This window comes from Kitasatospora sp. NPDC001132 (assembly GCF_053598415.1).
On sequence record NZ_JBSFKF010000026.1, the window covers coordinates 23,838 to 36,013 of the forward strand.

Consider the following 12,176-nt stretch of genomic DNA (forward strand, 5'->3'; position numbering starts at 1 on the left):
GGTCGGGTGATAATCGACGGTGTGAGCGAGCAGCCCCCCACCCCCGCCCCCACTCCCGCCGGCGCCCCCGAGCCGGAGCCCATCCGCTGGTTCGGCACCACCTGGCTGAACCGGGACAACGGCTACTGGCTGCGCCGGGTCGCCGTGTCGGTCGGCTCCCTGGTCGCGGCCGCCGCCGCGGTGCTGCTGCTGCGCTTCGGCGTCGAGGGCGTCGCGCTCTCCGACAACGGCGGCTTCCTCAACGGGCTGCTGACCGCCGCCATCGTGGTCTGTTCGATGATGGCCGTGCGGCGCACCTGGAAGGTGCTCACCGAGGGCAAGGACAAGCTGACCGGCTGGATGGCCGAGGACAAGTCGCTCGGCGCGGTGTGGATGATCGGCGGGGCCGGCTCGCTCCTCGCCTACTTCGCCCGCAGCCTGGTCGAGGCCCCGGGCGAGGCGGTCCGGCGGGCCGCCCACCAGCGGGCCGTCGAGCAGTACGAGAAGCGCCGGGCCGGCCGCAGCGGCCGACCCGGCGGGAAGCGCAAGGGCTGATCGTCAGGTCCGGCTGACGGATCCGCACTCGTCGGCCGGCTGGATGTCCTTGCTGCGGTCGTACGGGTCGACCTCGGGACCGGTCGGCCGGGAGCCCGGAGCGTCCGACTGCAGCTCGGCGAACTGGTCGAACTGCGGGTGGAAGTAGCCGTCGTAGACGCCACAGGCCGAGTTGGCGGGGTCCGTCTGGCTCTCGCCGAACGCGATCTTCCTCGGATCGACGGGGTAGCGGCCCGGGTCGTAGAAACGGAACGTCTCCACCCGGCGCACGATGGTGCGGGTGGTCCAGGTGTCCCCGGACACGTCGCCGCTCGGCGTGAGCAGGCCCGCCGGCTTGGCCGCGCCGTCCTGGGGCGCGGTCGGCTTCGTCGGCTGCGGGGCGCCGGTCGGCGGCTTGGGCGACATGGCCCGCTTGGCGGCGTCCGGACCGGGGCGCAGCGCGTACACGAAGCTGAAGTCGGTGTGGACGAGGACGCCCTTGTCGCCGTCGCCCTCGTACGTCATCCGGCCCTGCACCTTGACCACGTCGCCCACCGGAATGGCGTCGCGCGGGTCGAAGCGGCTGAACCAGCTGGTCGGGTCGTTCTTCTCGGACGGGTTGTCCAGAGCGGCCACCGCTCCGTCGCGCTCCTCCCGCAGCAGCAGCGCGAGCGCGGCGTCCGGCCGGCCGCCCCCGACCGTCTTCGGGTCGAGGTCGGCGGCGGTCAGGTAGTCCTTGACCAGCTGCAGCTGGGCGGCGACCTGGTCGGCGGAGAAGACGCCGGTGGCCTTGGCCTCGGGGAGCACGAAGGCCTCCGCGCCGTTCGGCCAGCCCTCGGCCGGGGAGCCGGCCCACGGGTGGTCCACGGTCGGCTGCTCCTCACGGGTCTTCGGCGGCGCGGTCGTCGGCTTGGCGGTCTCCGGGGCGACGGTGGGCACCGGCGAGTGCTGGGCCGCGGCGCCCGCACCCCAGCGGAACGAGTACCAGTCGCGCAGCGCGTCGACGTTCAGCGCCGCGAGCACCACGGCGACGGCCAGCGCGACGAACAGCGGCGCGCGCCACTCCAGCCGGCGGCGCGGGCGCGGGTTGCCCCACGGGTCGGGCGCGGCGGGCTTCGGCTTGCGGCCGAACCGGCGCTTGGACGCCTGCGGGCCGTCGTTGATCGAGCGGCGGCCGCCCGGGTCGACGGGCGGGGTGTGCTTCCACCGGGCGGACAGCATGCGGGTGCGCCCGCTCTGCTCCTTGACGGCGGCGCCCCTGATGAACTCCTCGTCCAGGACGAGGTCGGCGAACGGGTCCTTCTCGCCCGTCCCGGACGGGTCGGACCCGCCCGGCTCGTCGCCCCCGGAGGGGCGCGGTTCCGGATCTTCGGCTATCGGCATCGCGCCAGTATGACGACGGGGGGTGACGGTGCGCCGATCGGGGGCACACCACGTGGTGAACTCGTGCGGATCGGGTGACAGTTCACCCCGGTTCGTCCGGAACCGCGCCGCCGCCCGGGTCCGTCCGTCGTCCGGAACCGCCGCCGCCCGGGCCGTTCGTCGCCCGGGGCCGGGCCTCCGCCCGGGACGGTCCGTCGCCCGGGTCCGTCCCGCTCAGCCCTTGCCGCGGGCCTGCTTGACCGAGCCGACCACCCCGGCGATCGCCAGCAGCAGACCGGCCGGCAGCAGCGAGACGAAGAAGGCGCCGAACAGCCCCTCGTCGCCGAGGAACAGCTGGGCGAGCGTGTTGAGGGCCAGCAGTCCGCCGGCCGCCGGGAGCGCCGACTGCCACGGGTGCTCGTCCGCCCAGCGGCGCAGCCGCCGGTCGGTGGTGTCGTGCCGCAGCCGGCCGCCGACGGTGCCGACCAGGAAGAAGAAGAACAGACCCCAGCCGGCCGGTGAGGCCAGCATGCTCAGCGACCAGTTCCCGGAGATCGCCTCGATCCCCAGGGCCGTCGCCCCCACCACCGCACCGACCCCCGCGGCGGTCCGCCACGGGCCCACGGTCGCCGAGGCGACGGCGAGTTGCCGGTTCTCACGTCGGGACATTTCGTCGTGTGCCATGGCTCCACGGTGCGCCTGCCGGAGCGCGGAGGCCATAGGGGAAACCCCCGACTTTCCTCCCTAGGGGCAAGGCCGTTCCGGTCCGTGGCGACCACGGAACGGACGGTCCCCGCGTACGCCGCCGGGCGGTGCGAGGATGGCCGCAGCACCGGGGCAAGGCCGTAGTACCGAGGCAAGGAGCGGACCATGGGCAGCAGCGCAACACACGGACAGAAGATCGCCTTCCTGGGCACCGGCAAGATCGGCGAGGCCCTGCTCTCCGGTCTGCTGCGGGCCGGCAAGGACCCGGCCGACGTCCTGGTGACCGCCCGCCGCCCCGAGCGCGCGGTCGAACTCGCCGCCCGCTACGGCGTGGTGGCCGTCTCCAACGCCGAGGCCGCCAAGCTCGCCGACACCCTGATCCTCGCGGTCAAGCCGCAGGACATGGGCACCCTGCTGGACGAGCTGGCCCCGCACGTCGGTGCGGACCGGCTGGTGATCTCGGCCGCGGCCGGCGTCCCCACCGCCTGGTTCGAGGAGCGGCTGGCGGCCGGCACCCCGGTGGTCCGGGTGATGCCCAACACCCCGGTCCTGGTGGACGAGGGGATGAGCGTCATCTCGGCCGGCTCGCACGCGGGCGAGGAGCACCTGGCGCGCGCCGAGGAGATCTTCAGCTCGGTCGGCAAGGCGCTGCGGCTGCCCGAGTCGCAGCAGGACGCGGCCACCGCGCTGTCCGGCTCCGGTCCGGCCTACTTCTACTTCCTGGTCGAGGCGATGACCGACGCCGGCATCCTGCTCGGCCTGCCCCGGCAGGTGGCGCACGACCTGATCGTGCAGTCCGCGATCGGCGCCTCGGTGATGCTGCGCGACTCCGGCGAGCACCCGGTGAAGCTGCGCGAGGCGGTCACCTCGCCGGCCGGCACCACCATCGCGGCGATCCGCGAGCTGGAGAACCACGGGGTGCGGGCCGCTCTGCTCGGTGCCCTGGAGGCGGCCAGGGACCGCTCCCGGGAGCTGGCCTCGGGCGGAAAGTGACCGCTGCGCGACCCCTCCCGTAATCGCGGCGCACCCCCTACGCTCTCGCCAACATCGTCCTACCGGTCGGTAGTGGGGCCGGCGACGTCAGCGAGGTCCGTGTGGAGTCCGCCTGGAGGTCCGCGTGAGTGCCGCACCGTCCGCACGGCCCGTCCCGTCCCCCGTGGCGCCCGGCCTGCGGGCCGGGCGGGCCGCACTCGCCGTCAGCTTCCTGCTCCAGGGCACCGTCTTCGCCCTGCTGGTCACCTGCATCCCGGAGATCCAGCACCGGTACGGGCTGAGCGACGGGCTGCTGCCGGTCTTCCTGGCCGCCGTGCCGGTGCTCGCCGGAGTCGGGTCGATCGCCTCCGAGCAGCTGGTGAGGCGCACCGGCGCGCGGGCCGTGCTGCGGGTGGTCCAGCCCGCCGTCTGCCTCAGCCTGGCGGCCGCCGGGCTGGGCGGCACGCTGTGGCAACTCGCGCTGGCGCTGGGCGCGTTCGGGCTGCTGGTGGGTGCGCTGGACGCCAGCATGAACATGCTCGGGGTGGGGCTCCAGCACCGCTACGGCCGCTCGATCATGATCGGCTTCCACGCCGCGTTCAGCCTCGGCGGCATCCTCGGCGCGACCCTGGCGGGCCTCGGCTCGCACTACGACCTGGGGCTGCCGGTGCTGTTCGGCACGGCCGCCGCGGTGATCGCCCCGCTCGCCCTGCTGACCGGCACGCGGTTCGCGGGACCGGCCGAACTCGGCGACGCCGTCCGGGAGGCCGCCGAGGCCGCCGCGCGGTCCGTTCCCTGGCGTCCGCTGCTGCCGCTCTGCCTGGCGATGGCCTTCGCGTACATCGCGGACGCCTCGGTCTCCAACTACAGCGTCAAGTACCTGACCGACGGGCTGGGCAGCCGGGAGGACCTCGCCAAGCTCTCCTACCTGGGCTACATGGTCGCGATGCTGCTCGGCCGGGCCCTGGGCGACCGCGCGGTGCAGCGTTTCGGTGCCGTCCCGGTGGTCCGCGCCGGCGCCGCGCTGGCGGCCCTCGGCTTCGGGCTGGCCGCGGTCGCGCCCGCCGCCTGGGCGGGCGTCGCCGCCTTCACCGTGCTGGGCTTCGGCATCTGCGCGATCATCCCGCAGGTGTTCGCGGCCGGCGGCCGGCTCTTCCCGGCCGACTCGGACGCCGCGGTGGCCCGGCTCAACCTCTTCAACTACGTGGGCTTCCTGCTCGGTTCGCCGCTGGTCGGGGCGATCGCGGACGCGAGCTCGTACCGCTGGGCGCTGCTCGCTCCGATGCTGCTGGTGCTCGCCGTCCTGCCGCTGGCCGAGCGCTTCGCCCCGGCGCCGGTTCCGGCCCCGGCCCCCGCCGTCGGGTGACGGCGGGGGCGGTCGACGGGACGTGGGGTCAGCTGATCACGGTCTCCAGTTCGGGCAGTCCTCCTGCCCAGAGGCCGTCCTTGTTGAAGCCCGGGGCGTCCGAGCCGTACTCGGCGTAGACGTACGGGGCCCAGTTCAGCGTGTACGACCCGGTCCAGGTCGGTGTGGAGGTGATCCGCGCGGTGACCGTGACGGTGCGGGTGGCGCCCGGCGGGATCGGCGTCGTGAGGTGGAAGGCGGCGCCGTTGTTGAAGCCGCCGTACGAGCAGTCGACGCTCTCGCCGCCGCAGCCGGTGGTGGTGACCACGTCGGCCCGCTGGTTGGTCGGCCAGGTCGGCTGGACGTACAGGTAGGCGAAGGAGATGGCGTTGGGCTCGGTGTTGGTGAGCGACAGGGTCAAGGTCAGCTGATCGCCCGGCGCCGCCGTCTTCTTGTCGACGGAGAACGCGGTGCCGCCGATCTGGGGGATGGCGGAGGCCGGCTGGGCGGCGAAGACCACGCCAAGTCCCAGTATCGCAGCGAGAATTACCGCAAGGCGTTGCACGCTGAATGGCTTCATGGCGGAGAGGATAGGGACCTGTGAAGGACTTGTCTGCAACGCCTTCACATCGCCCTCGACTGCCGCCGACACGCCCCGGCCCCCGCCGTCGGGTGACGGCGGGGGCGGTCGACGGGACGTGGGGTCAGCTGATCACGGTCTGGAGCTCGGGCACCCCGTAGGTCCAGCTCTGGTCCTTGGCCGTGGTGGTGCCGCCGACCTGGCCGAACTCGTAGTAGACGTACGGTGCCCAGTTCAGCGTGTACGGCGCGGTGCCCCACGCCGGGGTGTCGGTGATCTTGACGGTGAGCGTGACGCTCTTCGTCGCCCCGGGCGCGATCGGCGCGTTGAAGTGGAAGTTGGCGCTGTTCCCGTTGGTCACGCAGTCGGAGGTGTCGCCGGTGCAGCCGGTGATGGTGAACGCTCCGGCCTGGGTGTTGGCCGGCCAGGTCGGCTGGACGGACTCGTAGGCGAAGTAGATGGGGCTGTTCTCACTGTTGGTGAGCGACAGCGTCAGGGTCAGCTGGTCTCCCGCCTTGGCCGCCGACTTGTCGACCGCGAAGGTGGTGCCGGCGACCGCGGCGGAGGCCGGCTGGGCGGCAAAGAAGACGCCAAATCCCAGTATTGCAGCGAGAATTACCCCAAGGCGTTGCACGCTGAATGGCTTCATGGCGGAGAGGATATGGAGTCTCAAAGCTTTTGTCTGTACCGCCTCAACACCCGCCTCCACAGCCGCCCCACAACGTCCGTGGTCTCATCGCGCACCCGCCCCGCTCGGCCGCCGCCGGGCACCGGCCCGGCGTGCCCTGGCAGCGGTCCGGCCACCGCCACCCGCTACGGTGGAGGCCATGCCCGAAGCCGAGCGTGACACCCCCTGCGGCCTGCACCTCTTCTGGGACGAGGCCGTCACCGCCTACGACTTCGGCCCCGGCCACCCGATGGACCCGACCCGGCTGGCCCTCACCATGCGCCTGGTCGAGGACCTCGGGCTGAGCAGCGGGCCCGGGGTGACCGTCCGGGCCGCACCGCCGGCCGGCGAGTCCACCCTCCGGCTGGTGCACACCCGGGAGTACGTCGAGGCGGTCCGCAATGCCGCCGCCCACCCCGAACGCTCCGACCCCCTGCACGGACTCGGCACCGACGACAACTGGTCCTTCCCGGCGATCCACTCGGCCTCCGCGCTGATCGCCGGCCAGTCCGTGGCCGCCGCCGAGGCGGTCTGGCGCGGCGAGACCCCGCACGCCGTCAACTTCACCGGCGGGCTGCACCACGCGATGCCCGGCAAGGCCTCCGGCTTCTGCGTCTACAACGACCCGGCGCTGGCCATCGCCCGGCTGCTGGAACTCGGCGCCGAGCGGGTCGCCTACGTGGACGTGGACGTGCACCACGGCGACGGCGTCCAGGCGGCCTTCTGGAACGACCCCCGGGTGCTCACCGTCTCGCTGCACGAACACCCCGCCACGCTCTTCCCGCAGACCGGCTGGTCGATCGAGACCGGCGGCGAGGACGCCCCCGGCTCCGCCGCCAACCTCCCGCTGCCCGCCGGCACCGGCGACGCCGGCTGGCTGCGCGCCTTCCACGCCGTGGTGCCCGAACTGCTCGACGCCTTCCGGCCGCAGGTCCTGGTCACCCAGCACGGCGCCGACACCCACCTGGAGGACCCGCTCGCCCACCTCGCCGTCACCGTGGACGCCCAGCGGCTGATCGCCGAGACGCTGCACGACCTCGCCCACCAGTACGCCGGCGGCCGCTGGGTGGCCACCGGCGGGGGCGGCTACGCGGTGGTGGACGTCGTCCCGCGCACCTGGACCCACCTGGTCGCCACCGCCGCCGCCCGGCCCGTCGACCCGGCCACCGAGACCCCGGAGTCCTGGCGCGCCGAGGTCTACCGCCGCACCCGCCGCCCGGCCCCGCTGCGGATGACCGACGGCGCCCGCCCGGTCTGGCGCGACTTCGACTCGGGTTACGATCCGGCCGACCGGCTCGATCAGGCCATCCTCGCCACCCGGCGAGCGGTGTTCCCGCTGCACGGACTGCTGGCCTGAATCCGCCTTCCCGGCCGCGCCCGGGCCGCGTCCCGGCGGGGCCGTGCGTACGCCGAGCGGTGCCATCCGCCGGTCGGCTACGTACTGCAACAGTCCTATCTCTCACCGTACGAGGACTGCACTTCCCCTCTTCCCACTGGTACCACCCATAACTACTCTGGGGATACACGTGTGCCGGTGGAGTCACCGGAGGGGAAGCCGGTGCCTTGCACACGGGTAAGGGTCGGGTGATGGTCATGAGTTCCGTCGAGCGCCCCCTTCAGGAAGTCGTCTTCCTGACCGTGGCGGAGGTCGCCGCGGTCATGCGGGTGTCCAAGATGACGGTGTATCGGTTGGTGCACAGCGGAGAGCTGCCGGCCATCCGGGTCGGACGGTCCTTCCGGGTGCCCCAGCAGGCGGTGCACGAGTACCTCAAGGAGTCCTACGTGCGGCTCGAGAGCGCGTAGCGCGGGCGCGCGGGTGCGGGGTCCACACCGGTGGGCCCCGCACCCGTTCGCCGGGGATTTCCCCCGAGTTCTCCGGTTGCCGGGGGCGCGATTTACAGCCCCGGGCAACCGGAAGGTAGGCTAGGCCCTCACGTCAGTCGTATGGACTCCGTCTCTCACGGGCGAGAGTCTCAGTGAGCGAGGGTTGTTCCGTGGGCTCTGTCATCAAGAAGCGTCGCAAGCGTATGGCCAAGAAGAAGCACCGCAAGCTTCTGAAGAGGACTCGCGTTCAGCGTCGCAACAAGAAGTAAGCGCCCCCGGCCGCGCCTGGCGCGCCCAGCGCTTCCACCGCCCGCCCAGCCCGTCACGGCCTGGGCGGGCGGTGTCGTTTCACGGCCCGGCGGGGCGGCGCGGTACGGTGCACGCAGGCCGCCGGGGCCGGGAAATGGGGGCATCACCGTGGGCGTGGTCGTGCTCGTCACCGGCGTGGCACGCCATCTCGGTGCCCGCTTCGCCGCCGAGGTCCGCCGCCGTCCTGGCGTCGACCTGGTGGTCGGTGTGGACGTGCAGCCGCCCCGGCTGCCGCCCGGGGAACCGGCCGGCCCGGCCGCCCCGTACCGCTTCCACCAGCTCGACCTGCGCCGTCCGGCGCTCTCCCGGGTGCTGGCCGAGCACCGGGTGGACACCGTGGTGCACCTCAGCGTCAGCGCCACCGGCCTGGGCTCCACCAACCGCTCCGCGGTGAAGGAGTCCAACGTGATCGGCACCATGCAGCTGCTCGGCGCCTGCCAGAAGGCCCCCGGGGTGCGCCGGCTGGTGGTGAAGTCCACCACCGGGGTCTACGGCTCCGCGCCCCGCGACCCGGCGGTGTTCAGCGAGCGGATGCAGCCCAAGGACCCGCCCGGCGGCGGCTTCGCCAAGGACGCGTCGGAGGTCGAGGGCTACGTGCGCGGCTTCGCCCGCCGCCGCCCGGACGTCGCGGTGACGGTGCTGCGCTTCGCCAACATCGTCGGCCCCGACGCGGACACCCCGCTCAGCGAGTACTTCGCCCTGCCCGTGCTGCCGACCGTCCTCGGCTACGACCCGCGGCTGCAGTTCGTCCACGAGGACGACGCCGTTGCGGTGCTCTGCCGGGCCGCCGACGAGCCCGCGCCTGGCACCGTCAACACCGGGACCTTCAACGTGGCGGGGGAGGGCGTCCTGCTGCTCTCCCAGTGCGCCCGCCGGCTCGGCCGGCCCACCCTGCCGCTGCTGCTGCCCGCGGTCAGCTGGATGGCCGTGCTCGCCCGGCAGAGCCGGCTGGTGGACGTCTCGCCCGAGCAGCTGCGGCTGCTCACCCACGGCCGGGTGGTGGACACCGCGCGGCTGCGCGACACCTTCGGCTACCGTCCGGCGTTCAGCACGCCGGAGGCCTTCGCCGACTTCGCCGCCGCCCGCGGCCCGGGCCTGCTGCCGCCCGAGCGGCTGGCCGCCGTCGCCGACCGGTTGACCGCCCTGCTCGGCCCGGAGCGCGCCGCTGGGCCCGCCACCGGACCGGACGCCCTGCCGAACCGCCCCCGCCGACCGAGGAGCTGAACCCGCGATGAGTGCCGCAGCCGAGAACGCGCCGGGCGAGGCCAGGGTCATCCCGATCGAGTCCGCCCCCAGCTGGACCTCACCCGAGGGGCCGAAACCGGCCGACCGGCTCGCCGAGGCCGTCGGCGGGGCGCTGTCCGGGCCGCTCGGCCAGGCCGCCACCCGGCTGTTCGGCAAGGGCTGGGAGGGCCGCGCCGCCGAGGGGCTGGCCTTCCTGCGCCGCCGGGTGACCGGCGACTACGAGGTGGACGAGTTCGGCTTCGACCGGGAGCTCACCGAGGAGGTGCTGCTCTCGCTGCTGCGTCCGCTGGCCGAGAAGTACTTCCGGATCGACGTCCAGGGCGTGGAGAACATCCCGGCCGAGGGCGGTGCGCTGGTCGTCGCCAACCACTCCGGGACGATCCCGCTGGACGCCCTGATGACCCAGGTGGTCATCCACGACCACCACCCCGCCCGGCGGCACCTGCGGATGCTCGCCGCCGATCTGGTCTTCGTACTGCCCGGCATCAACGAGCTGGCCCGCAAGGCCGGCCACACGCTGGCCTGCAACGAGGACGCCCAGGCCCTGCTGGAGCGCGGCGAGGTGGTCGGGGTCTGGCCGGAGGGCTTCAAGGGGATCGGCAAGCCGTTCTCCGAGCGCTACAAGCTCCAGAGGTTCGGCCGCGGCGGTTTCGTCGCCTCCGCGCTGCGGGCGCGGGTGCCGATCGTGCCCTGCTCGATCGTCGGCGCCGAGGAGACCTACCCGATGATCGGCAACGTGAAGACGCTGGCCCGGCTGCTGGGCCTGCCGTACGTGCCGATCACCCCGACCTTCCCCTGGCTGGGCCCGCTCGGGATGCTGCCGCTGCCGACCAAGTGGACGATCCGCTTCGGCGAGCCGATCGCCACCGACGCCTACCCGGCGGAGGCGGCGGACGACCCGATGCTGGTCTTCGACCTGGCCGACGAGGTGCGCGAGACCATCCAGCACAGCCTCTACCAACTGCTGGTGCAGCGGCGCTCGGTGTTCTTCTGACGGACCCCCGCCGATGACGGACGCCCGCCGAGCGGCGCCGCCCGGACCGGCCCCGGACACGGCGAGGGCCCGGCGGATATCGCACTCCGCCGGGCCCCCACCGCCCTGCTGTCAGCCGCCCAGGATCCGCAGACCGGGCAGCAGGTCGGGGAGCAGCGGCGGCACCTCGACGCCCTGCGGCTGGGCCGCGTTCGGGGCGCTGGGCGCGGCCTGCTGCGGCGCCTGCGGCGGGGCCGCGTCGGCGCTCGGTGAGGGCCTGGTGCCGGTGAGGCCGTTGGTGAGGCCGCCGACCAGGCCGTTGACGGCGTCCGGGGCGCTGCTGGGCAGGGTGTCCGGCAGGACGCCGCCCTTGCCGCCGTTGCCGGAGGCGCCGGAGCCGGGGTAGGCCGGGGGGTGCTCGGTGGCGCCGGGGCGGTTGCCGGCGGCGCCGGAGCCCGGGGCCTGGCCGGCGCCGGCCGTGGTGCCGGAACCGGCCGCCGGGGAGCCGGCCGGGGAACCGCCGGTCGAGTGGGCCGAGCCGTCGCCCGCTCCGGTGCCGGTCGCGCCGCCGCCCTGGGCGGGGGGCAGGACCAGGCGCAGGGGCGCGACGTCCTCGCTTATGTCGTCGAAGAGCCGGTTCACCAGGTCGGCCTGCCGGGTGAGCTGGACGGGCAGCTTGCCCTGCAGCTCGCTCCACCGGCCGTCCTCGTCGTGGGCGAAGCCGGCCAGGGCCCGCATCGGGTCGAGGGAGCCGTTGCTGCGGTAGACCGAGCGCAGCAGTTCGCGGCCCTTGAGGGCGTCGGCGTGCATGTCGTCCAGGGCGCGGCGGACCTGTTCGACGGTGGCCGGGCTGAGGGCGCCGGCCGGGCCGGCGCGGCCGACCAGCGTCTTGGCCTCGCCGAGCCGGGTGGCCGCGTTGTCGAGCAGCAGTTCGCCGCGTTCGGAGTCGGAGCCCGCGAGGTCGAGCCGGAGCCCTTCCAGTCCGCGTTTGAGGCCGTACAGCGTGTCCCCGGGGAGGGCGTTGGAGCTGGCCGCGGCGGCGCCGGCCAGGCTGCCGACGGCGAGCCCGGCGACCAGCCCGCCGATCGCGAACCGTCGGCTCCAGCGGCCGCGCGGCGCCGTCCGGATCGCCCGGTGGCGGCGCTGGCGGGGCACCGCGGTGCCCGTCCCGCCGGCGAAGGCCTGCTCGAACGCGGCCATCAGCTGGGCGCGTTGGACCGTGCGGACCTCCCGGTCCAGCACCGGCCCGGGCAGCGCCCCCAGCGCATCGGTCAGACCGACCAGTTCGGCCATCGCGACCGGACCGGCGCCGGTGACAGCGGCGCTGTCCGATTCGGTGTTGGCCGCAGCGCGTTGCTCCGCCTGGTGGGCCTCCAGCGCCTCGGCGAAGGCCTTCGCCCGCCGGTGCTCAAGCACGTTTGCCGTCACGGGCCACACCTCCCTTCGTCGTTGTCGACACCCCGGCCTGCCGGACGGTTGCCCCGGCTGGCCAAAGCCACTCCATCGGGTGATAGGCCGCAATTCGACTTGACCGTACGCCTGGTGGGGGCTTGCACGCTGGAAAACGAGCGGTGCGGGCGGTCGGTTACGCACGGCTGATCATCGGATCGACCGTTCACCCTGACGTGTCGGCCGGGCGCGAACGATGACGGCCCGGTAGGGCGTATGGCGCCGGTGCCGT

At 73.7% G+C, this 12,176-nt stretch carries 13 protein-coding genes; 8 read left to right on the forward strand and 5 right to left on the reverse strand.

Features of this window, described 5'->3' with window-relative positions; translation table 11 throughout:
* Window positions 1-21 precede the first annotated feature (21 nt).
* Window positions 22-534, forward strand: a complete 513-nt coding sequence (locus ACWDBE_RS28290; protein ID WP_449791013.1) for a hypothetical protein — start codon at window positions 22-24, stop codon at window positions 532-534.
* 3 nt (window positions 535-537) lie between these two features.
* On the opposite strand, the gene ACWDBE_RS28295 is transcribed toward ACWDBE_RS28290, so the two are convergent.
* Both ACWDBE_RS28295 and ACWDBE_RS28300 read right to left on the reverse strand, forming a co-directional pair.
* Complete coding sequence (locus tag ACWDBE_RS28295; protein WP_449809460.1) at window positions 538-1,896, reverse strand: SCO2583/SCO2584 N-terminal domain-containing protein; 1,359 nt, start codon at window positions 1,894-1,896, stop codon at window positions 538-540.
* 213 nt (window positions 1,897-2,109) lie between these two features.
* A complete protein-coding gene (locus ACWDBE_RS28300; RefSeq protein WP_402405827.1) occupies window positions 2,110-2,559 on the reverse strand; it encodes a hypothetical protein in 450 nt (149 codons plus the stop codon).
* 186 nt (window positions 2,560-2,745) lie between these two features.
* Here ACWDBE_RS28300 and proC point away from each other — a divergent pair, with 186 nt between their 5' ends.
* Both proC and ACWDBE_RS28310 read left to right on the forward strand, forming a co-directional pair.
* Window positions 2,746-3,573, forward strand: a complete 828-nt coding sequence (gene proC / locus ACWDBE_RS28305; protein ID WP_449791015.1) for a pyrroline-5-carboxylate reductase — start codon at window positions 2,746-2,748, stop codon at window positions 3,571-3,573.
* A 124-nt stretch (window positions 3,574-3,697) separates the two neighbouring features.
* Window positions 3,698-4,918: an MFS transporter gene (locus tag ACWDBE_RS28310; protein ID WP_449809461.1), complete on the forward strand. Its 1,221-nt coding sequence runs from the start codon at window positions 3,698-3,700 to the stop codon at window positions 4,916-4,918.
* 28 nt (window positions 4,919-4,946) lie between these two features.
* On the opposite strand, the gene ACWDBE_RS28315 is transcribed toward ACWDBE_RS28310, so the two are convergent.
* Together ACWDBE_RS28315 and ACWDBE_RS28320 are read right to left on the reverse strand one after the other, a co-directional pair.
* Window positions 4,947-5,477 carry a hypothetical protein gene (locus tag ACWDBE_RS28315; RefSeq protein WP_449791017.1) on the reverse strand — a complete coding sequence of 177 codons (531 nt, stop codon included), beginning with the start codon at window positions 5,475-5,477 and terminating at the stop codon, window positions 4,947-4,949.
* Between the two features lie 124 nt (window positions 5,478-5,601).
* Window positions 5,602-6,126, reverse strand: coding sequence for a hypothetical protein (locus ACWDBE_RS28320; protein ID WP_449809462.1), 525 nt, complete (start codon window positions 6,124-6,126; stop codon window positions 5,602-5,604).
* Window positions 6,127-6,304: 178 nt separating this feature from the next.
* On the opposite strand from ACWDBE_RS28320, the gene ACWDBE_RS28325 reads away from it, so the two are divergent.
* The 5 genes from ACWDBE_RS28325 to ACWDBE_RS28345 all read left to right on the forward strand — a co-directional run bounded on the left by ACWDBE_RS28325 (window position 6,305) and on the right by ACWDBE_RS28345 (window position 10,516).
* On the forward strand, window positions 6,305-7,501 hold the full coding sequence (locus ACWDBE_RS28325) for an acetoin utilization protein AcuC (RefSeq protein ID WP_449809463.1): 1,197 nt from the start codon (window positions 6,305-6,307) through the stop codon (window positions 7,499-7,501).
* A gap of 236 nt (window positions 7,502-7,737) precedes the next feature.
* Entirely contained in the window at window positions 7,738-7,947 is a 210-nt protein-coding gene (locus tag ACWDBE_RS28330) for a helix-turn-helix domain-containing protein (protein ID WP_045699258.1), read from the forward strand.
* A 191-nt stretch (window positions 7,948-8,138) separates the two neighbouring features.
* Window positions 8,139-8,237, forward strand: coding sequence for a 30S ribosomal protein bS22 (locus ACWDBE_RS28335; protein WP_003948845.1), 99 nt, complete (start codon window positions 8,139-8,141; stop codon window positions 8,235-8,237).
* Window positions 8,238-8,385: 148 nt separating this feature from the next.
* Entirely contained in the window at window positions 8,386-9,501 is a 1,116-nt protein-coding gene (locus ACWDBE_RS28340; RefSeq protein WP_449809464.1) for an NAD-dependent epimerase/dehydratase family protein, read from the forward strand.
* A 7-nt stretch (window positions 9,502-9,508) separates the two neighbouring features.
* A complete protein-coding gene (locus tag ACWDBE_RS28345) occupies window positions 9,509-10,516 on the forward strand; it encodes a lysophospholipid acyltransferase family protein (RefSeq protein ID WP_449791021.1) in 1,008 nt (335 codons plus the stop codon).
* A gap of 111 nt (window positions 10,517-10,627) precedes the next feature.
* On the opposite strand, the gene ACWDBE_RS28350 is transcribed toward ACWDBE_RS28345, so the two are convergent.
* Entirely contained in the window at window positions 10,628-11,923 is a 1,296-nt protein-coding gene (locus ACWDBE_RS28350; protein ID WP_449809465.1) for a DUF5667 domain-containing protein, read from the reverse strand.
* Window positions 11,924-12,176: the final 253 nt, after the last annotated feature.

Excerpts from the sequence above, each read along its gene's own strand:
- ACWDBE_RS28295 (WP_449809460.1), bottom strand. The coding sequence starts at position 1,896 with ATGCCGATAGCCGAAGATCCGGAACCGCGCCCCTCCGGGGGCGACGAG.
- ACWDBE_RS28300 (WP_402405827.1), bottom strand. The coding sequence starts at position 2,559 with ATGGCACACGACGAAATGTCCCGACGTGAGAACCGGCAACTCGCCGTC.
- proC (WP_449791015.1), top strand. The coding sequence starts at position 2,746 with ATGGGCAGCAGCGCAACACACGGACAGAAGATCGCCTTCCTGGGCACC.
- ACWDBE_RS28315 (WP_449791017.1), bottom strand. The coding sequence starts at position 5,477 with ATGAAGCCATTCAGCGTGCAACGCCTTGCGGTAATTCTCGCTGCGATA.
- ACWDBE_RS28320 (WP_449809462.1), bottom strand. The coding sequence starts at position 6,126 with ATGAAGCCATTCAGCGTGCAACGCCTTGGGGTAATTCTCGCTGCAATA.
- ACWDBE_RS28325 (WP_449809463.1), top strand. The coding sequence starts at position 6,305 with ATGCCCGAAGCCGAGCGTGACACCCCCTGCGGCCTGCACCTCTTCTGG.
- ACWDBE_RS28330 (WP_045699258.1), top strand. The coding sequence starts at position 7,738 with ATGAGTTCCGTCGAGCGCCCCCTTCAGGAAGTCGTCTTCCTGACCGTG.
- ACWDBE_RS28345 (WP_449791021.1), top strand. The coding sequence starts at position 9,509 with ATGAGTGCCGCAGCCGAGAACGCGCCGGGCGAGGCCAGGGTCATCCCG.